11 protein-coding genes are annotated in these 21,892 nt (G+C 45.0%); 2 read left to right on the top strand and 9 right to left on the bottom strand.

The annotated features are described in order from the left end of the window. Positions 1-473: 473 nt before the first annotated feature. Both ACYVR3_RS08025 and ACYVR3_RS08020 read right to left on the bottom strand, forming a co-directional pair. Entirely contained in the window at positions 474-1,019 is a 546-nt protein-coding gene (locus ACYVR3_RS08025) for a zinc metalloprotease (RefSeq protein WP_461243825.1), read from the bottom strand. A gap of 61 nt (positions 1,020-1,080) precedes the next feature. Beyond that, positions 1,081-1,590: a hypothetical protein gene (locus ACYVR3_RS08020; RefSeq protein WP_461243824.1), complete on the bottom strand. Its 510-nt coding sequence runs from the start codon at positions 1,588-1,590 to the stop codon at positions 1,081-1,083. Positions 1,591-1,808: 218 nt separating this feature from the next. Between ACYVR3_RS08020 and ACYVR3_RS08015 the strand changes: the two genes are divergently transcribed. Beyond that, positions 1,809-2,621 (top strand): CAP domain-containing protein, encoded by an 813-nt coding sequence (locus ACYVR3_RS08015; protein WP_461243823.1) that lies wholly within the window; start codon positions 1,809-1,811, stop codon positions 2,619-2,621. A 35-nt stretch (positions 2,622-2,656) separates the two neighbouring features. Then, positions 2,657-3,211, top strand: coding sequence for a hypothetical protein (locus ACYVR3_RS08010; RefSeq protein WP_461243822.1), 555 nt, complete (start codon positions 2,657-2,659; stop codon positions 3,209-3,211). A 144-nt stretch (positions 3,212-3,355) separates the two neighbouring features. On the opposite strand, the gene ACYVR3_RS08005 is transcribed toward ACYVR3_RS08010, so the two are convergent. The 7 genes from ACYVR3_RS08005 to ACYVR3_RS07975 all read right to left on the bottom strand — a co-directional run bounded on the left by ACYVR3_RS08005 (position 3,356) and on the right by ACYVR3_RS07975 (position 21,812). Continuing rightward, on the bottom strand, positions 3,356-3,817 hold the full coding sequence (locus ACYVR3_RS08005; RefSeq protein ID WP_461243821.1) for a hypothetical protein: 462 nt from the start codon (positions 3,815-3,817) through the stop codon (positions 3,356-3,358). A 67-nt stretch (positions 3,818-3,884) separates the two neighbouring features. Beyond that, complete coding sequence (locus tag ACYVR3_RS08000) at positions 3,885-4,661, bottom strand: CAP domain-containing protein (protein ID WP_461243820.1); 777 nt, start codon at positions 4,659-4,661, stop codon at positions 3,885-3,887. A 62-nt stretch (positions 4,662-4,723) separates the two neighbouring features. Continuing rightward, positions 4,724-5,212 (bottom strand): hypothetical protein, encoded by a 489-nt coding sequence (locus ACYVR3_RS07995; RefSeq protein ID WP_461243819.1) that lies wholly within the window; start codon positions 5,210-5,212, stop codon positions 4,724-4,726. Positions 5,213-5,561: 349 nt separating this feature from the next. Then, positions 5,562-6,722, bottom strand: coding sequence for an ArgE/DapE family deacylase (locus ACYVR3_RS07990; RefSeq protein ID WP_461243818.1), 1,161 nt, complete (start codon positions 6,720-6,722; stop codon positions 5,562-5,564). A 129-nt stretch (positions 6,723-6,851) separates the two neighbouring features. Further along, the gene (locus tag ACYVR3_RS07985) at positions 6,852-10,046 is read right to left on the bottom strand and encodes a BspA family leucine-rich repeat surface protein (RefSeq protein ID WP_461243817.1); all 3,195 of its coding nucleotides are present in this window, start codon (positions 10,044-10,046) and stop codon (positions 6,852-6,854) included. Positions 10,047-10,295: 249 nt separating this feature from the next. Continuing rightward, positions 10,296-11,492 carry an aminotransferase-like domain-containing protein gene (locus ACYVR3_RS07980; protein WP_461243816.1) on the bottom strand — a complete coding sequence of 399 codons (1,197 nt, stop codon included), beginning with the start codon at positions 11,490-11,492 and terminating at the stop codon, positions 10,296-10,298. 1,185 nt (positions 11,493-12,677) lie between these two features. Next, positions 12,678-21,812 (bottom strand): KxYKxGKxW signal peptide domain-containing protein, encoded by a 9,135-nt coding sequence (locus ACYVR3_RS07975; protein WP_461243815.1) that lies wholly within the window; start codon positions 21,810-21,812, stop codon positions 12,678-12,680. Between the last annotated feature and the right edge of the window lie 80 nt (positions 21,813-21,892).

The following is a 21,892-nucleotide window of genomic DNA, read 5'->3' as shown; positions in this document are numbered from 1 at the left end:
TTCGAATTAATTGTCTTTTTGAAACTTACCATTATTTTCTAATGCTTGAATTCTGCCGGTTATAGTCGACTTTTTGACAGGGATATTACTGCTGAACCTGATTGGGATAATGTCCCAGTATTGGAAGATGATCGTGTTGATGGTCGAGAAATTATGAAACGTAATCGAAAGAAATAACCTAGCGTATTAGATATGATAACGTGGTCGTCAATTAACCGAAAACGTTTATCAATGATTTGTTTAGGCGTTAATTGTTTAAATTCATTATCAGTATTTGTTGTTTTCTTGTTAGCATGTGTTTTTTGTTCATTATAAGGGTTTCGAAAAATTAAAAAATTCCATAGGATCACCTTCTAGACTTTAGTTTAAATATATTATGCCTAATCTTAATTTAAATATTGATACTAAAAAGGCGCCCATTAAATGATAGGCGCCTTTTAGTTAACATGAAAATTGAATTCAGTTAACTTAGTTTACTTATATAACGCGGCGAGATTGTGTAAATCTGTTTTTGTGATGGAATTCACAAATGAATAATGAACGTTCATAATACTTGAACTAGAATCAGATTCTTTATTAAGTCCCAAAGTTAGTCCTAATGAATGTTCAGCAATGCTAGTTTTTTCTTTTAATGTTAAATCTTTTACAGTAGCACGTACAACATGAGCGGTTCTATTTCCTAATCCGTCATAACTAGTTCTATTAGCATAACCATGCTTAACGTCGGATTGTGTTCCTTTTTCTGTCGATAACGTCAACTTCGGATTATCATTTTTAGCAACCTCTTTAAATTTTAAAGTACCATTTTTACTCCAAGCTTTAACAGCATTTGCCCACATTCCATGATAATAATTTGAAGTGCTATTAATATGATAAGTAACAGTATGATTAGATGTGTTAAATTTTGAAAAATCGCTTGCCGCACTCGCACTAGTAGGTTGGCTTACAAGCGCACCGACACCTAAAGTAGTTGCAACAACAAATGACATCGCCAAAGTTTTTAAAGTAGTTTTTTTCATAATGAACAATCTCCTTCGGTGGATTGATTAGTTGGATTCATTTTCAATTGATTATTCTCAGTTACTTTTGAGCCTGCCCCTTATACATCCACTGTGAATAGCTCTTCATCGTTCCAAAAGGCAACTTAGTTTTGTGACCCTTTTTATCCAAAACTAAGTAGGTGCGGTATCGCAATTTCTTACCGCTTAATTGAAATTTATCATAAACCGTTACCCACTTGTTATCGGATGGATATGAACCTTTGACATAGTAATTCTTGGTTCCTTTAGTATGGTGATAGTACGGCTTGATTAATGTGTCTGGGTTATCTATTGGTACAACCATGCTTCCAATACCAGTCTTATCGATATAACTGAACTGCTGGTAATGTTCTTTAAACCCCGTTATCAACGAAGTCCCATTCAGTAACTTCTTAGCCCGCCAAGTTCCTCGAAGCGCAGTTGGCGTATTTTTAGTCCACTTCGTCTTCGCACTAGCATTCTGTGGTGCACTAAACAGCCCACCAAGCGCCAATGATAACGTCACGGTTCCAAGCGCCATTGCCATTGAATGTTTTCTAAAGTTTGTCATAATGAATCCTCCCCTAACAATGATTTACGCCTATAAATTTATCATTTTGCCACGACATTAACTGTCGCATTACTTGTAATTATTATTTTTTCATTCGTAAAAACTAAAAGTGCTTATTTAATGATTATGTTTTATTTATTTTTAACTTATGAAGCGACAAATGTTGACGCCCCTTTATGCTAAATTAGTCCTATCATAATTTGTTGGGAGGACTCGTCATGAAGTCAACTATAATTCAGGGATTAGCTGTATCTGCACTAAGTTTAACGACCTTCGCACTCATTGCGCCTAGTCAGGCTAGTGCAAAAACAACGTTGCGTTATTACCAAGATATCAAAAACGCCACGTATACTGTGACCAATAAAAATGCCACAGTTTATACTACCGGTACTTTAAAGCATAAGAAGGGCACTATGGCATCGTTTGGCACTAAGGTGACTGGATACTACGCTGCTCACCTTACCAAAAATGGTAAATCATCGGTTTACTATAAATTTAAAGTGGGCAACAAAACTGGTTGGGTTTGGCACGGTTATTTATCTAAAAAAGCAGCGAATAAACCTGTAGCTAAAACTGAAACTTTTGATGAAGCTAAAGTAGATGCCCACTTACTAGATTTAGTAAACGAGCAACGAGTTAAAAACGGCACTCAGCCTGTAACCGTTGATCAAAATTTATTTAATACCGTTACAATGGTCCGTGCTAAACAAATTGAAACTAGCTTTGAACACGAAGATGAAAATGGTAATTTTATTGCTGACGATCTTGCAACCGCAAATAATATTGATCACTCATATTTCAGCGAAAATATTGCAAACTATTATTTTGATGAAACTAATATTAAAACAGCAGATAACATCTTCTATGGTTACTTCTATGACGATGCTGAGTCTGATTGGGGACACAAGGAAAATATCCTTTCGCCAGAAGTAACTCGCGTTGCCATCGCCACCATTTCACACGCAGGTAGACTCTATAACGTTATGAACTTCTACTATCCTTCTAACGATAGCAATGTTACTTACGAATAATTCAATTATTTCAATAACTCGGAGGTAGTCATTTTATGAAAAAATGGGCAACTAAGTTACTAACTTCTTTATTCATTGCAGCAACTGCTTTAAGTATCGGAATAATGATCAATAATCACCCTACAGCGGCCCAAGCAGCTTCACTTAACCAAATTGCAACCGCACGCTGGAAGTCTAAGACCATTACCTATCGAACTAATAGTACCTCCCCATATTACAAAAAGTTGTGGGCAAAAGCAGCTAAGGCTTGGAGTGCTACGAAATCAGTGAAACTTGTCGAATCTAAAAAATCAAACCTATACCTCACAACCTCGGCAAAGCCGGCACCAGGCTTTTCTGGGACTCGGTATTCTGAAAAGGTAAATGGCATGTTTACCTTGATCAAGGCGCATGCTAATATCAACCGAAAAGTTAAAGCACCTAAAGGACTCACTACGAACCAATTTCGTTTAATTCAATGCGAACAGGCAATTGGGCTATCTTTAGGGTTCAACTACAATAAGGATAAAACTAGCGTTATGTACGACAATATTCCTACACATACTATCTCTAAAGCAGACAAAATTAATCTTGCAAGAGTTTATAAATAGTAAAAATTATTACACTATTAACTATAGATTCCACTAAATAAACGAAAGTGGTAGTCACGATTGCGACTACCACTTCCGTTTATTTAGCATTAATTATTTCTATAAGGTTGTTAATTCTCAACTAACATCAATTGATAATTAATTTTATTTCAATCCGGTATCCTTATTAACCTTGTAGTAGTAAGTACTCTTACTAAACGATGTCGTGTACGATACCTTGATCCGCTTTTTACTGTAAGTATGCACGTATAACGTCTTATGCTTTCCAGTAAACGGCGTCCCCTTAAGCTTATAAAGATTGCTCTTAACCTTTTCGTACTTAACTGATTCAGCTAACCCACCAGCTGGAGCGCCATACTTAAACTTAGTTTTGGGTTGATACATACGCGCTTCTCTTGCGGCATAGCTTTTAGTAAATACATAACGATAAGCCAACCAACCTGAATTGCCATTTGCCTTTAACTTCGTTTGGTAACTTCCTCTTAAAGCCGCTGGTGTACCTGAATGCCAAGTAGCTGCAGAAGCCTGTTCGTTAAAACTAGCAAATTCCATGCCGGCTAATATGGCAGCTGCTCCTAAACCTAGTTTCAAAAAAATCTTATTCATAATTGCAGTCCTCTGGTATTTGATAGTAGCTTTCATTTATGTTGCTAAATCACGGTTACTCACAGTACTAAGACGCACGATAAAATTCCATTACGTTTTGATAATAACTTTCCTTTTGCGAAGCTGTTGCTATAGCAATGCCGGTAGCATCCGCATCGAGAATAGCTTCCTTATCACCAGCATGATCCCAATAATCGTAAAAAATATTATCTGCCACTTTATTACTAGTATTAGAAAACATATTAACATCATCCGCCTGAATACCGCCATTATCAGCATTACGATAGATAATTTCATGCAACCATGCAAAATTGAAATTATTATCCCTAGCTAATTTAAGCGCCAAAAAATGTCCATCCTTATCTTGAAACGCAAAATTAGTTTGAAGTTGCTTAGCTCGAACTAATGCCACTTTATCAAATAAAGTTTTATTAGCCTTAAGTGGTGCAATTCCTGCTTTTGAACGCCTTTGATTAACTAACGTCAGCAATCGTGCATCCACCCGGGCTTCATCAAATTTTTCTCTCAGATAACCATTCCAGATCCAACCAGTTTTCTTTCCTACTTTAAATTTATAAAAAACGTAGGGGTACCCATCTCTAATAACGTGTGCGGCATAGTAAGCCTTAACCTTTGTACCATAAGATCGAATGGTTCCCTTTTTATGAGTTAATTTCCCAGTCGTGTAAACTGGGGCGTACTTATACGTTACTGAACAAGTTGTGTCTTTAATATTTTGATAGTACTTAAAAGTAGTTTTCGCCTTTGCTGAAGGAATAAACAGAATCATCGCCATTACTAAACCAGTAACTATTAATGCAATGTTTTTAGGCACTTTTATCATTATTAACCCCCTATGGTCTATCGATGTTTATATATTTAAACACCAAGTTCAAAGGCAAAAAACTACTTCCAATTAGGTTTAGGTAATGACTTGCTCTTGTACATCCATAACCCCCAGCTGTTATTGCGTTTGGTTACTTTGCCATTATCTTCTGCAATTCCATACAACCGAGCTTTAATCTTATTACCTGATTTTCGAAATTCCGTATAAAGTTCCAAACCATATCCTGCATTGCCTTTAACATAGTAATACTGGCTACCAGATTTATGATGATAGTACATCTTTTTCTGATCAAAGAAATTACCAGCTTCCGTATTTACGATATCTGAGAACGAGTCCTTCGTTAATTTACAGTATTCGTATCCCATAAAACCGTAAAAATTCCCCTTTGATTTAGATACCCAATTACCTCTCAAAGCAGTTGGCGTATACCGTGTCCACTTCGTCTTCGCACTAGCACTCTGCGGCGCACTAAACAGTCCACCAAGTGCCAACGATAACGTCACCGTCCCAAGCGCCATTGCCATTGAATGTTTTCTAAAGTTTGTCATAATGAATCCTCCCCTAATAATGTTTTACGCCAATAACTTTATCATTTTGGCATGACAGCCAATGTCGCATTACTTGTAATTATTATTTTTTCATTCGTAATAGCTAAATATTTTTAGTGAACTTATTGTGTAATGAGCGACTTTAAATCGTATCCAACAATCCTATTCAAGTTAATCCACCTTGGCGGCAGCAAAGTAATCGAATCGTGGCCACCAAAGACCATGATTCACCCCATTAAAAACGGGCAACGCTCAGATATGCCCGGCATCAAGCGCCCATTTATCTCATTAACGACACGAAAAGGGCACCTCATCCGAAACGATGAGGTGCCCTTTTGCGTTCATACTATTAATTTTCGTTCAAATACCGACTAAACCAAGCCACATAGAGCTTCGAGAAATCAAGGTACATCTGCTTTCCAACGTACTCGTTAACTTGATGGACCGTCAAACTCCCCGGGCCGAAAATAGCTAACGGATAATCCAATCCTTTCCCGTAAACCATATTAGACGCATCCGTCACCGCCGTAATCGCGTTCGTTGGCACGTCCTCACCAGCGTACTGCGCGCCAATTTCTTGCCCCAACGTCACTAAGGTTGACTTTCCGCTGGTCTCGATGGATGGTTGCGACATGTAGATATCCATCGCAATATCAGCGCCCTTAGCATTTTGTTCATCAACTAACGCCGTCATCTTTTCAGCAACCTCATCGTTGTTGAACTCCGGCACCGTCCGAATATTGATTTCAGCCGTTGCTTTTTCGGGAATCGAATTAACTTGGTTACCGCCGTTAAAAATGGTGGTGTTAAACAGCAACTTTCCCATCAGTTCACTGTGGCGATCCGTATCCCGAAAGGTGTGGTTCGCCTTGCCCAGTAGATCAATCAGCGGATCAATGGCGTTGTAGCCCTGTTCTGGCATGGAACTATGCGCGGCTTTACCAGTCGAAGTGAGTCGAATATCAATCGACCCCTTATGCGCATAACCAATCGCATAGCCGGAAGGTTCGCCAATCACTAACGCATCGACGTCATCCATGTAGCCGTCATCCGCGAACTTCTTGGAGCCAAGTTCACCGACTTCTTCACCCATCGTCGCCATTAACCGCAAAGTCCCCTGCTTCAACAGGTAATTCTGTTTAATTTCAATCATCGCAATCACCATCGCGGCCAATCCGGACTTCATATCCGCTGCGCCACGGCCGTACAGCTTCCCATCACGCTCAGTCAACGTGTAAGGGTCACTCGTCCACTGACTTTCATCGCCGGCGGACACCACGTCCATGTGACCGGAGATGCCCAGCACTGGCTGACCGCTCCCAATTTCGGCTACTAAATCAGCCCGATTGCCTTCAACGGGCAAAATCTGCGCCGAGATATCGTATTTCGCTAACAATTTTTGCAAATACTGCGCAACCGTTACTTCGTTATCGTTAACTGATTTAATTGCAATTAAATCCGCTAATAGCTGAACCTTTTCTGCATCTGTGAACTGAAATTTCTGTGTCATGGCTGAGACCTCCTACGTCACTGCGTTTTGATAACTTTATTATAGGCTTGTTGTTAGCTGAGCGTAATCTTAATGACGGCAAAAAGCCCCAACCATCTGCGGTTAGGACTTTCTGTTTTGGTTGCTTCGTTAATTCCGCCGTTGTTTCTTAATACCAAAGCCCAACAAACTAGCAGCTGACAATAAAACCGCACCAATCAGTGCGCCAATCGCACCGGTTGATTCACTGGTTTGTGGTAACTTAGCGGTTGCTGAAGTGGCAGTCACCTTCGTGGCAGTCGTCTTCGAACTCGTCGATACCGCCGCGGTATTTGCCGAACTCACGTTAATCGATGCAACTGAGGCAATCGTCTTACCGTTGTCGGTTGTGGTAACTGGCTTTTCACCGCTATCGGTCGTTGCTTGAGCCGCACTTTCATCCGTCACGACCGCCTCTGGCTCGGCCGTTGTCGGCGTCACGTTGGCGTTAGCTTCAGACGTTGAGGTTGTTGCGGTCGTTGGTGTGGTGACGACTTGTGCTGGTGTGGTCGAGATTGTCGTTGTCGCCGGTGCAGTGGTGTCATCGCCAGTTGTATCTGTACCAGTAGTTGCTGGAATTGCTTTGTAGACCAGCGTCAACGCCATTGCGTTACCAGCGTAAGTGCCATCAACCGTTGCTTGATTTGGATCAACTAACGTGTAACCCGAAATCGTTGGGGCGGTCACGGTAAATGGCGTGCCGATAGTGCCCTTCTGCGCAACACTTGGCGTCACTGAATTGCCATTTTGATCAACATAGTGGACCGTTAACGTACTTGGCGTTTGGGATTCATCCGGCAACTTGCTGATGGCTGGAATGACGCTCACTTCCAGCGGTGTCACATTATCCGCGGTTAACGTGTACGCAATCGCCGTTGCTTGACCGGAGGCTAAGGCATAGCCCGCTGGTGCGGTCACAGTGTAGGTGCCACTCTCGTCCGTTACGCCGTTGATGGTGTCGCTTGCAACTTGGGTGTTGTCGAGTTTGTTGATGTAGTTTAAGGTGCGGGTTTGCGCAGTTGGGGAGATGGTGTAGGCGATGGATTCGATGGCGTATGGTAGGTATTGACCAACTAATTTATCAAACCCAATCGTCACTTGATTGCCATTCCACTTCAACAAATTGTCTAACCCCTGCTTATTATTAGCGGCAAGTGTTGTCCCTTGCTGTTCAGCCAGCGGCGCCCAATCCATCACCGTTTTTTCCCCTGTATCTGAATTAATGCTCGTTGTCGTCATTGTCGCATCTTGAGTCCGGTAATTGTAATACATCGCAACTACGGTTCCTGTAGGTCCCGTCAATGAAACGTGGACGGCACTCACTTCATACCCATCCGGAATGGTATCCGTGATTGAAGCGTTTTTGGCAACGTCATTTTCGTAAGTCGTTGAATTAACTGCTTCAATTTTACTTGCGACAATGCCGAGTGATGTCGTTGGCTTATCAAGCACAAGATCATAGGTCGTTTTGCCACTAGTCGTTGCGATTACTGTTCCATCATCTTTAGTCACTGAAGACTGGTACGTTTGCACATAGGTTTCATTCATAACCGCTCTAAGCACGATCGTATGCGCAAAATTATTATCTGTGCTAAACACATAATCTATTTCATCCGATGCAGGGTTATTATAGGCGATGATGTAACCATCTGGGACAACAACTTTGTAGACGCCTCTAGTCCCTATTTTGCCGGTAAATTTATCCATTTTAAGAATCTCGCCAGTGTTCGTATCCATGTATTCAAAGGCAACTGTATTCGTTGCGTTTAACACATACGTGTCCGCATCTGCGGGATCGCCACTGTAGGTCGTATCCACCAAGTGAAGCCCTTGAGGATCTTGAACCGTCCCTGCACCAACACCAATCCAATTCGAAACGTAGGTGATGTTCGCCTTTCCCGTTGTCGTTGGCGTATTTTCATCATTAATCATAACCGTTGGCATGTCCGGCTTAATGGTAAATCCGGTACCAAAGGTAATCTGCGTTAAGTCTCCGATTTCAGAAAACATTCCACCGTAAGATTTACCGCTAGTTGTCACCCAATTAGTTAAATCTAACGAATTTATACCAGCGTATGCAAACATATACGAGAAGTTCGTCACATTAGAAACGTCCCACGTGCTGAGATTCAATGAATACAGGTCAATATCCATTAAAAACATCCCACCAAGGTTTGTGGCCGATGAGGTATCCAGGTCCTCTGTTTTTAAATTCGTCAGTCGATTGTTTTCAGCAAACATATCAGTAAAATTTTGAGTTTTTGACGTATCTAGATTGTCTAACCCATTGATAGTAGTTAAATTTTCTAAATGATCAAATAGATAACTTACATCTACCGGCGCAATTACCCCTTCTTCAATATCGATTGTTTTAATGTTATCTTGAAAAGCGGTCCAATTGCTACTTGCCCAGCGACGGGTGCCATCGGAATTAATCAACGTTCCGTGACTCGTGCCCAATTCACCCGCACCAATATGCAAAACCTTATCATCAGACACGCGCCACTGACTGGTACCAAAAGTGCCGTCAGCAATATCCGTACCAGTTGGCGCGGTATTAACAGTAAAGTCCGCGCCAGTTGTTACTGATTCGCCATTCGCAAGAGTATAAACCGCACTATCTGCCATCCGCACGATCTTCTGCGCCGTTCCCAGTGTCTTATAATTTTCACTAGCAACCTTCTTGGCCGCTTCAAAAGCAGCATCACCAGCCGTCTTTAAGTTCGTGACGGTTTCGCTACCCTGAATTGACGTTGGCGTTTCAACTGAAGCGCTTGTCGCTGTTTCCTGATTGGCAGTATTAGCGGTGTCGTCAGTTGTAACGGTTACTGGTGTTGATTCACTATTAGTTGATCCAGACTTTGTCGCTGTTGTCGTATCAGGTGTTGTAGCAGTAGTTCTATCATCACTCGCCGTTGCCTTAGCAACAGTTGTCGACGCACTCTCATCTGCTTCGGTTACCGTCTTGTCAGTGTCAGTAGTCGATGCTGCTGCCGTCGTTGGTGCTTGCTTACTTGTCGCAGCAGTCGTCGAACTAGTTGCTGCTTGCGCCGTTCCAGTCGACTCTGCCTGGCTAGTATTCCCCGTCTTTAACGCGACTTCCTGATCATCAGTCGTAACGGTACTGACGGCCGTTGTATCAGCATCCGTGGTCGCCGTATCCGCCTTAGCAGTCTGGGGTCCAAACCCAACCACACTTAGACCGAAACTCGTCATGGCAACCCCTGCTACCATCCAGTTACGGCCTTTTTTATACATTTTAAAATGAGTCTTAGTTTCACCTAGACTACGCCCATGCTTATTCATAATAAAATCCCCCTCCAAAGGTGACCGCATCGATTCTAACCGTCAGCCATTCTCCAGGTGGCTGACTAAATCGATCCGTTTTCAAATTAATAATATCACAATTCTAATCAATTGATTAACCGTTTTTAGAACTTTTCTATTATAGTGAAATCACTTGAATCTAGCGGTCCAAAAAGGTCTCGCAAGATCCTCAATCTGAGGACCTACGAGACCTTTTCACATTATTCAACTAATTCTTAAAACTAACAGTTACTTCTCACCATCCGCCATAACTTCCTCAATGGCTTCAGCCAAGCGCTTCACGCCATCTTCGATCTTATCTTCCGGCGTGTTCGAATAGTTCATTCTAAACGTCCCAGGAATCGTTTGGTTCCCGAAGAACGGATCACCAGGCACGATGGCCACGTTGCGTTTGAGGGCTGCGTCAAACAACTTCTGTGAGTCCTCAACGCCGGGGACCATGACCCAGAGGAACATGCCACCTTCAGGGTTACTGTGGGTGACGCCCGCTGGGAAGTATTTATCAACAGCATTCACCATGATCTGTTCACGCTTGTGGTAGAGCGCGGTGATGGCTGCAATGTGTTCGTTGATGTCGTTTTCGGCAAAATACTCAGCCGCAACGTACTGGGCAAAACTGTCCGTGTGTAAGTCGGCGGACTGCTTCATCATCGTATACTTTTTGATCAACTTCGGATCAGCGACGACCCAACCTAACCGTAAGCCGGGGGCGAAGATCTTCGACATCGTCCCCATGTAGATGACGTGGTTACTCTTGTCGAGAGACTTCAGGGCTGGCAAGTTCTCGCCCTCCCAACGAATGGCGCCGTATGGGTTATCTTCGAGGATCATGACATCGTATTTTTCAGCTAATTCGACTAACTTTTTCCGCCGTGCCAAGGTCATTGTCCGACCAGTTGGGTTTTGGAACGTTGGCACCGTGTAGATGAGACGGGTATCTGGGTTAGCCTTTAGGGCTTCTTCCAGCGAATCCATCCGCATCCCATCTTCGTCCATATCAACGCCAACGAACCGTGCGCCGTATGAACGGAACACGTCAATCGCGGTCAGGTAAGTTGGATCTTCAACGATAACAGTGCTGCCCTCATCGATGAACATTTTCCCGGTCAAGTCGATCGACTGTTGTGATCCGGTTGCGACCATCACGTGGTCCGTATCGGTATCGATGCCTTCAACTTTAAGCCGCTTTAAAATCACGTCCCGTAATTCTGGCACGCCTTGTGAAGAACCGTACTGCAACGCTGATTGACCCTTTTCATCTAAGACCTTGTCGGCCGCCTTCTTAACTTGTTCAACTGGGAACAATTCTGGTGCAGGCAAGCCACCCGCAAACGACATGACTTTTGGATCACCAGCAACTTTTAAGATATCGCCAACAGCATCAGTGTCGGATTGTGGAACGCGCTTTGAAAATTTGTAGGTCATATGAAACACCCCTTAGTTATGTAGTGAACTGCTATGAACTTAATTATGTGTGACACCCTTTGTTTATTTTACTGGGTATGTGCATAGTATAACACACTTAATGGCAATTAAATGAGAAAATTAGATTTTTCCGGTGACGGCTGTTGTGGTGCTACTTACTGTATCAATTTGGCTGAGGGTTAGCGCTGTTTGACGCTGGGATAATCTGAAAAGCCCGCTAACTGCCAATCACAGGTTAGTGGGCTTTTCCGCCATCTGGTTAATAACGCTGTTCGTCGCTACCCTTTCATCCGTCGGTCATCGTTCCGCTCAATCAACCATGCTAACAGCAGGATCATCCAAGTTAACATCCGGGTGACGATAATCAACCCAACCAAGATTGCATCAACCACTAACAGCACCCAAAAGCCCACAACTAGTCCGTGGGTTAGCTAATCTACCTGCATTAATAAATCTAAATCAGATTCCATGAAATACCACCTTTATATCAATCAAATTCACATCTTGCTTTAGTTGACGATGTCATGTTCTAAATGCTAAACTAACTTATGTAAGCAAGTGGTGCTGGAACACCACCCGTTGTAGTGCCGTTAATGACGGCTGGCTTAATTATTTAGTCAAAAAAGACCGCAAACTTGGCCAAAAGTTTATGTGCGGTCTTTTTTGATGATTATCACTAATATTTGCACTACAATCGTCAGTCCAATCAGTTCGATGACCCACAATCTCAAATGATGAGTTGCGCGTCTTAGACCAATCAAAAATGGAATGAGTACAAAAAACAACCAAATGATGGCTGCCACCAAGGCGTTCCTTTCCATCGGGATAAAAACAAGTGCTACGGTGTTCCATAAGCACCAACTCCTTTGTTTGGGATCGCCAACCCTCACTAACTTTCCTACATCCTTGATTTTATCATGTATCATCAGTGTGGTCTATGCCATTTATAAGTTCGGGCAAAGTCTCTAAAGTGCCGCCATCGCCTGATAATTAGCGGACCTACTATGCCAAAATTAACTTAGATTAACAAATAACTCAATAAAAGCCACTGCAGCTAAGATGAGCCTGCAGTGGCTTTTATGACGTTTTTTATGTGCACGTGATTATTCATTTACGCTGGGTGTCTGTCATCAGGTAATTCCCCACGCACCTTCTTTATAACGCCCCTTCTTCTAAAATCAAATACTACTGATCATCACGCCGCCGTTTCTTCTTACCAAGACCGAACAGCCCTAACAGGCTCAACAACCCGATGCCAGTGGCTACCGCTGCCGCATTAGCATCCTCGTCAGTTTGTGGTAATACTGTACTTGAGTCGCTGGTATTGGTGGTATTCAGTTGATCCTGGCCTTTAACCATACCTGCTTGTTCACCTGCGGCTTCACCACTCGCATTAAGGTTGGCTGCGTTAACCGTTTGATGCGTTTGTGAGTCTGCTTGTTGGCCATTTGATGTTGTGACGGTAGAACTATTCTGAGTATTTGGTGACTGCCGTTGTTCTTGATGATCCGCATCGGTACCATTGATGTTTGAATTAGCTTCTGGCAGCATCGTTGTTGCTGGCCCAGAAACTGGTGCTTGCTCAGTTGATGACGCTTGCTCATCAGTCGTTGCGTTTGCCGTTGTCGCTGCTTCAGCAGTCGCCGCTGCAGCTGCTTGATTGGCAGCCTCGATTGCATCACTCAGCTGACTGGTAGCCGTTTGAATGTCAGCCGTCTTGGCGTTATCTGCCGCGGCCTCGGTTTGAAGATTTTGTAACGTCTCAACCAACTTCGTGATAGTTGGATTCTGGGCGTTGCCGTTAGTCTTAGTCGCTGTTACTGCGGCGTTTGCGGCATCGTTGGCTGCTTGCCGTGCGTCTTTGGCGGCCGTGACTGCATCTTCTAACGCCGTTGTTGCTGCCGTAACGGTCGCTGGCGTTGCCTTTGGATCTTGCAGTAACGTTTGAAGCGTGTCCTTCGCCGTTGCGACTGCCGTTTCATTAGAGAATGGTGCGGTATCACCCAATGCGCTGTTAGCACCATTGACCGCCGTCATCGTCGTCTTCAGTGCTTCGGCCGCTGCTTCAATGGTTGCGGTGGTAGCATCACCCGTAGTTGCTTTGTCTTGAACATCCTGTAACTGTTTAACGGCCTGTGCAACTAGTGGATTAGTGGCCGCTGAGGTCGACATTGCGTCATCAGTGGCCTTGACCGTCTCATCCGCTGTTTGATTAACAACGTCACGCGCAGTCTTAGCGTTATCGATGGCTGTCGTTAACGCCGCCGTTAACCGTTCAAGGGTTGGGGTATCCGTTGATGGGTTATCAAGTGCCCGACTGAGATCTTGGCCGGCCTTCGCAACCGCCGCCTCTAGTTTAACCGGACTGATTTGAATGTGAAGGGCCAGTCCAGCAGCCGTTTTAACCTTAGTTGCCGACCGAATTGCATCCGCTACTCGGTAAATCGCCTTAGTAATTTGCTGACTCGTTGCAGCATCGGAACCGGCCTGTTGTTGCACGTCTTTGAGGTCAGCAATCGCCGCAGCAACCGTGGCATTTTGCGCCACCGCGTCATCACCAGCTTGTTTTACCACGTCAGCGGCATCGTCGTTAGTATCATCACGAGTCGTATTGGCCGCTTTAAGCGCCTGATCTAGTGCCGTTGTTAATTTCGTCAACGTTTCACTCGTTGTCGCTGGATCGGCCAAAGCCGTCTGCAAGGCCTGCTTAGCGCTTTGAACGTCAGGTTCCAAACTAACCGGTGCGGTGGTCGTGGTGACCAAATCCTGCGCCGTTTTAATGGTCGACTTGATTGTTGTAATCACGTCTTTAAGTGCCTGAGTCTTATCTAAAATATCTTGCGTGGTATTGGCATCGTTATCAGCCGTCGTTTGGGCCGTTTTCAGGGTCGCAATAGCTGCCGCAACTGCCGGATTAGCCTTTACGGGTTCAGCATCAGTAATCGCCGTATCGGCAGCCGTCTGAGCTTGCGTCCGATCACCTTGCGCTGTCTCGATTGCTTCATTTAACTTACTCGTGAGCTCACTCTGCGTCTTCGGCGTAGCGTTCGTCGCAATCGCCTGATTCAACGTATCCTTTGCCGTTGCAACCGCTGATTCCAAACTGTACGGTGCAGTTGCACTGATAGCGTGCGTTGCCGCCTGTCCGATTGCCGTGTTGACCTGCTTCGTTGCGGTTAAAACATCGTCAGTTGTCGCAGCACCCTTCCCCGCGTTAGTCAGCGTCTTCTGTAACGTTGAAATGGCTTGCGCAACGCCGTCATCGGTCTTAACGTCATTAGCATCATTGATTGCAGTTGTTGCGGCCGTTGTCGCCTGATCTCGATCGGTCGCGGCCGCTTCTAAAGCAGTTGCGAGATCCGTAGTTAGGTCGTTAAGTTCGGCAGGCGTTGTGGTAGCCGTCTTCAGCGCGTCATCTAACGCCGTCTTGGCGGTGGCAACGTCGGTTTCGTTCGTGAGTGGGTCAGTGGCACCGCTCACCGCTTTAGCGAGATCCGTAATCGCTTGATTGATAGCTGCCGTGGTGCCTTGACCAGCGTTAGCTTGAGTCGTCGCCGTCTTCAAAGCGGTGACGGCGGTTTGAACGGCAGTATTTTTCGATAATACCGGGCTCTGATCAACCGTTTCTGTGGCCGTTGTTGCATCCGCATTTGCGCCATCACGGACCGTTTTCGCCGCTTCAATTGCTTGCGTCAAAGTGGTTGTTAATTGATTGAGTTCGGCAGGCGTCTTGACTGGATTGGCACCTAACGCTCCGTCTAATGCCGTTTTGGCATCGTTAACTGCTTGTTCAGTGCCATATGGTGCCGTTGAGTCGCTAATAGCATTCGCAAGTGCCGTGATTGCATCATTGATTTGGGCTGTCGTGCCTTTATCATCGCTTGCATTTTGAACTGCCGTCGTTAACTGTTCAACCGCTGTTGAGACTGCTGGCACGGACTTCAGGCTTTCGGTCACGTTTCCTAATGCGGTGTTCGCATCACCGTTGGCCGTATCTCTTAGCGTTTTGGCCTTGGCCGTTGCTGCGGTTAAGGCGGCCGTATTATCAGCAATCGTCTTCGTATCAGTTCCGTTTCCGATTGCGGTGGTCAACGCCGCTTTAGCAGCCGCTACTGCTGGTTCAAGGCTGTATGGCTTTGTTGCATTAGCTGCGGTATTAGCAGCGGTCGTAGTTGCGGCCGTTAACTTATCAATCGCCTGCTGAATATCAGCCGTGGTCTGAGTGCCCTTATCAGCACCATCTAACGTGGTTTGCAAGTCTGTAATGGCCTGCTTTACCGTTGGCTCATCCTTCACACCGGTAGCAGCCGTAATTGCGGTAGCTGCATCAGTTGCAGCTTGATTACGGACCGCCTCAGCGGTATTTAGTGCCGTGGTTAGGTCAGTGGTCAATGTTGCAATCTTATCAGGTGTTGTCGCATCGGTATTCAACGCCTTGTCTAGCGCCGCTTTCGCATCGCCAACCGCCTGCTCATTCGTTAATGGTGCGGTGGCGTTGCTGACTGCGGCTGCTAAATCCGTGATGGCCTGCGTGATGCTTGCTGTGTTGCCGGTACCATTATTCGCATCCGTAATTGCGGTGGTTAAAGCGGTGGTAGCAGTTTTAACGGCTTCGTTAGCTTTTAGAGCTGGACTTTGAGCCACCGTATCAACTACTTCTTGACCCTTAGATACCGCTTCATCTCGTGGCGTTTTGGCGTTATCTAAAGCGGTTGTTAGTGCCGTGGTTAAAGTCGTTAAAGTTTCTGGCGTTGCATTTCCACCTTTCAGTGCATTATCTAACGCATTTTTGGCTTTCTCAACTTCTGGTTCATTCGTCAGTGGATCAGTTGCACCACTCACTGCAGTTGCTAAATCCGTAATAGCCTGCGTAATACTTGCTGTGTCGCCGGTACCATTGTCCGCATCCGTAATTGCATTGGCTAAATCATTTTTGGCATCTTGAACAGCTTCGTTATCCTTTAAAGTCGTACTCTGGTCAACCTTCGACTCAATCGTTGAAGCCGTTGATTCAGCACCATCACGTAACGTTTTTGCTTGATCAATGGCCTGCGTTAAATCAGTGGTTGCTTGGTTAATCGTTGCAATATCAACAGGACTAGCAGCAAGTGCCTGATCTAGCGCCTTTTTAGCATCTTGAACGGCTACTTCATTACTGTATGGCGAGGTGGCACCGCTAATGGCAGTTGCGAGCGCTGTAATTGCATCGTTGATTGCAGCGGTTGTCCCGTTATCATCGCCAGCCATTTGAACTGCCGTCTTCAACTTTTTCACGGCTTCTGTCACAGTTGGGTTTGAACTCACCGTTGCCGTGACCGTCTTTAACGCATCCGTTGCAGCATCATCTGCATTGTCCCGTAACGTTTTAGCGGTCGCAATAGCCGTGGTTAAACCAACCGTTTTAGCCGCAATCGTTTTGGCGTCTGCGTGCTTATCAATTTCCGTTTGAAGTGCCGTTTTGGCATCATTGACTGCGTCTTCCTTACTGTACGGTTTCGTTGCATCGATTGCAGCAGTTGCAGCGCCATCAACCGCAATTGTCACCTGATCGATTGCTGCTTGAATATTGGCGGTTGTCACCGTTCCTTTATCAACATTGTCCAGTTCAGTTTGTAAATCATTAATGGCTGACCCTACCGCTGAATCCTTAACACCAGCCGTATCCGTAATGACCGTTGTTGCTTCCTGAATCACGTTATCCCGTGCTGTCTTCGCACTATCTAGGGCATCAGTTAATGCGCTAATTTCGGCTGTTGTGACCGTTTCAGTCTTTAGGGCATTATCTAGCGCTGTTTTGGCTTTCTCAACTTCTGATTCATTTGTCAGTGGGTCAGTTGCACCACTCACTGCGGTTGCCAAATCCGTGATAGCCTGCGTGATGCTGGCTGTGTTGCCAGTTCCATCGTTCGCATCCGTAATTGCTTTGGTTAAAGCATTTTTGGCATTTTGAACGGCCTCGTTATCTTTTAAAGCTGTACTTTGATCCACCGTATCAACGAATGCTTGACCCTTAGATACCGCTTCGTCCCGTGGTGTTTTGGCGTTATCTAAAGCGGTTGTTAGTGCCGTGGTTAAAGTCGTTAAAGTTTCTGGGGTTGCAGTACCATCTTTCAGCGCATTATCTAACGCATTTTTGGCGTTCTCAACTTCTGGTTCATTTGTCAGTGGGTCAGTTGCACCACTCACTGCGGTTGCCAAATCCGTGATAGCCTGCGTGATGCTTGCTGTGTTGCCAGTTCCATCGTTCGCATCCGTAATTGCTTTGGTTAAAGCATTTTTGGCATTTTGAACGGCTTCGTTATCTTTTAAAGCTGTACTTTGATCCACCGTATCAACGACTGTTTGACCCTTAGATACCGCTTCGTCCCGTGGTGTTTTGGCGTCATCTAAAGCGGTCGTTAACGCTGTTGTTAAAGCCGTTAAAGTTTCTGGGGTTGCAGTACCATCTTTCAGCGCATTATCTAACGCATTTTTGGCTTTCTCAACTTCTGGTTCATTCGTTAATGGATCAGTTGCACCACTCACTGCGGTTGCCAAATCCGTGATGGCCTGTGTGATACTTGCTGTATCGCCGGTACCATTATCCGCACCCGTAATTGCATTAGTTAAAGCATTTTTGGCATTTTGAACAGCTTCGTTATCCTTTAAAGTCGTACTCTGGTCAACCGTCGACTCAATCGTTGAAGCCGTTGATTCAGCACCATCCCGTAATGTTTTCGCTTGATCAATGGCCTGCGTTAAATCAGTGGTTGCGTTGTTAATCGCCGCAATATCAGCAGGGCTAGCAGCAAGTGCCTGATCTAGCACCGTTTTAGCACCCTGAACGGCTACTTCATTACTGTATGGTGAGGTGGCACCGCTAATGGCAGTTGCTACCGCCACAATGGCAGCGTTAATGTCGCTCGTTCCCGTTGTCCCATCGGTATCGTTGCCAGCCTTGGTTACAGTTGTTTTAAGTTTTTCAACTACTGCCGCCACATCCGGATTGGCCGCAACGATTGCTTCTGTCGCAGTACCCTCAATTGTTGTCGCCGCATCATTAGCTGTTGCCCGATCCGTAGTAGCGGTTTTAAGTGCCGTTGTTAAAGCTGTCGTTAAATCAGTTAATTGTGCGGTACTGGTTGCTGAGTCCGCCAAAGCATTCTTAAGATCGGTTGCTGGGGTCGAAACATCTTTTCCGTATTGGTCAACGTTGCCAAGTGCTGTGTTGGCGTTACCAACGGCAGTAACCAGATTCTTCAAAGTATCGGTCGCCGTTGTGATTTGGGCAGTCGTACCTGTGTTACCTTCCGCGTTATCTAAAGCCGTATTTAGCTGCTTGATTGCATCGCTGACCGCTGGAGTAGTCGCAACGGCCGTCGTAGCAGGATCCGTCATCGTATTTTCGGCGTTTTTTTCCGCAATTGAACGGTTATCTTTAGCACCGTCAATAGCCGCTTGCAGCGCCACGATTTGGGTACTCAAAGCCGCATAATCGGTTGGTGCAGTCTCGTCTAGTGCCGTTGCGGCATCGCCAAGCGTTGTCCCATCCGTTGTATCAGGCATCGGTTCTTGTGCGTACGGTGCTACATTCATTGTCGTTTGTAAGTGTTGAATGCCATTTTGTAGTGCGGTGGTTGCTGTCTCGACAGCCGTCGTCAAACTAACTGGCGTGACGCCGGATGGTAAATCCGTTGCAGTTTTATATATCTGACCATCGCTACCATAAATGTCATCCGTTGTCGTATCGTTAACGAGGCTGGTTAAATTATCGTATAGCGTTTGAAGCGTTTTACCATCGGTACCAACTGACTGGTTGGTTGCTAATGGTTTAGCAGCGGTAATTAAGTTATTGGCGCCGTCTACTGCCGTCCTTCGTGATGATTGAGCAGCATCCTGTGCCTTTTTCAAAGCCGTTGCTGCCGCGGTGATTGCCGCGCCATCCAAAGGCTGATCGCCAGAAATCAACTTCGTTAAATTAGTCGCTGCTGTTGAAACATCGGGTTCATTAGTGACATTAGCAGCCGTGATTTTATAGATCGTAATATTAAAATTCTGAACCTCGCTATCCGGCCCACTTGCGCCATTTGCGGTGTTATCATAAGTACCTTCTGCCGCTAACGCTGCTGAGAGTGAACTGTATACACTGCCGGATGGTGCCGTTACTGTGTATGTTTCTCCGGCTTGTTGAATGCTACTATCGGTGATCGCAAACTTAATCGAGTCACCCGTTTTTCCTGACGTTGCCGAATTAGGATCAACTGTCCCATCCATTGACAATTGCGCAGTTTGTGAATCAGCTGCGTAGGTTACTGTAATTATATTGGGGTTCGATCCGTTATCATTCAGTTGAGCAACCAGATTATCAACGTTACCTGAAAGTGGGCTGGTTAAACCCGTAACAGAATCAACGTGATACCCACTGACGATTGGCGCAATATAGGTACCTGAGCCTGCGGTAGTTGCATCACCGGTGACCAGTATTTCGTCACCCACGTTGGCATAGATGGTGGATTCCTTCAGTACGATATTATCGGGTAGACCCTTGTAGTAGACAGTGACACCGGCTGTTTTTAGGGCGGCGGAAATTTTGGTGACTTGAGCGGTGGTTGGGCGTTGACCGGCATTACCAGTTGTAACTCCTGATGGACTTGATGCTGCAACTAAACCCACTGTTGCGTTTATTGGTGCATCATAAGTGGTACTAATTTTAAAGTTGGCATCGGCTGTACCGTCTCCATCGGAATCATAAGTTGATGGAAAAAGAATCGTATTTCCTGTCATATACAACGTTAACGTCCCTGTAATTTTATCGTTTACAACCGTACCAGTAGGTGTCCAGACAACGGTAAAGTAATCTTTCCATGGATAATTTGTACCAATACTAGGATTTTTCTTATTCGCATCCGTAACCATCTGATTTCCGGAACCCGGTGCATACGCAGTCGTATCAGTACTACTTACAACGCTCCCATCACTGTTAGTTGTCATAAATTTCAACGCCGATTCTGCCGTCTGGCTGTTAACTGCTAATCCACCAGCAGACATACTTGAATCATCTTTATTAATTAAAACGCCATCACCATTTAAAGGTCCTGGATTACCACCCGGATTAGTAGTTCCTTCAATTATTTCATCTTTCGTAACAGTGTAATCAACTGTCGTGTTAGTCTCAGGATTCGTATAGGTGCCATTAGTGACGGTAGGATTGTTATACATATCCAGACTAGCAATGATAGTATCCGGAATACCGCCAATTCCCAATGAAGCATCACCGTTTCCGGCAGCCAATTCTGCCGCAGTTGCGCCAGAAATAATAATTCCTGCACCATTCGCAAAACTCCAACCGTTTTTCCCTGCATTCCAAGTATCCGCAAAGTTAAAGTAACCAGACAACGACCATTCTTTAGTCATGTCCAGATTATTATTAAAAATATATTGCGCAACCTCATTTTTACTCTTAACTGGCAGTAATGTTACCGTCCCATCAGTTCCCATTGTTGCTACGCCGCCAGCCGTAAACGATTCGCTAGCAGTCTTCGCATCAGTCGCAGCAACCTTACCATAACCAACCTCGTCATTCTTGACCGTGTTCCACTCATCCTCTTTACCAGACAATTGAATCGCACCCGTATCAGCCGCGGCAGCGTTAATTTCAACCGAACCGGCGATACCGCTAGCCGAAACAACTTGTTTGGCAGCGTCTAAATCACTGTTAGCTGGTAACTGAATAACCGTTTTTCCTTGGTTTGTCGTTACCTTACTCCCAGCAGGCAATTGTGACGTTAAATCCGTAACCGGTGTGCTACTGGTGTCGTTAGCCGCGCTTGTAGTCGTCGCATTAGCACCATCAGTGTTTTGGACCTCACCAGTCGCACTGGGCGTTGCCGCCGTTGATTCACTAGTTTCCGGTTTTTGAACTGATTGAACATCAGTCGCTGCTGTCGTTGTCGAATCAACCGAACTTGAATCACTCGTTGTCGCCGTAGACTGCTCAGGTGTCTGCGCAGTTTCCGAACTAGGCGTGTTGGTTGCCAAATCCGATTTATCCAGTGTTGTAGCTGTCTCTTGTTGCGCTTGACTACCGTCTGCATCCGCCGTTGCACTTGTCGTTAGCGTATAGGTGTCCCCTGATTGCGGTGTTGCCGCGGTCACCTTAGCCGTTGTGATCGTCGATTGACTGGTATTTGTCGTATCAGCTTTAACGGTCCCACCAAACAAAAATTGACTTAACGCAATAATTGAAGCGCTTGCAAAAAACCAATCACGCCCAACTTTATACATCTTATAGTGCACGTTCTTGGTATTACACTTAGCTAGTTTCTGCTTAAAATTATTCATAATCCTGAATTATTCATACCTTTCAAAAAAGTCGTCAGTTTTCATGTTTTTCAAAAACTGACGGCTTTTGATCTTGCTTA

This window comes from Secundilactobacillus muriivasis, from assembly GCF_054785195.1.
The sequence above is the reverse complement of the archived record's forward strand: the minus strand, read 5'-3'. Positions and strand labels throughout refer to the sequence as shown.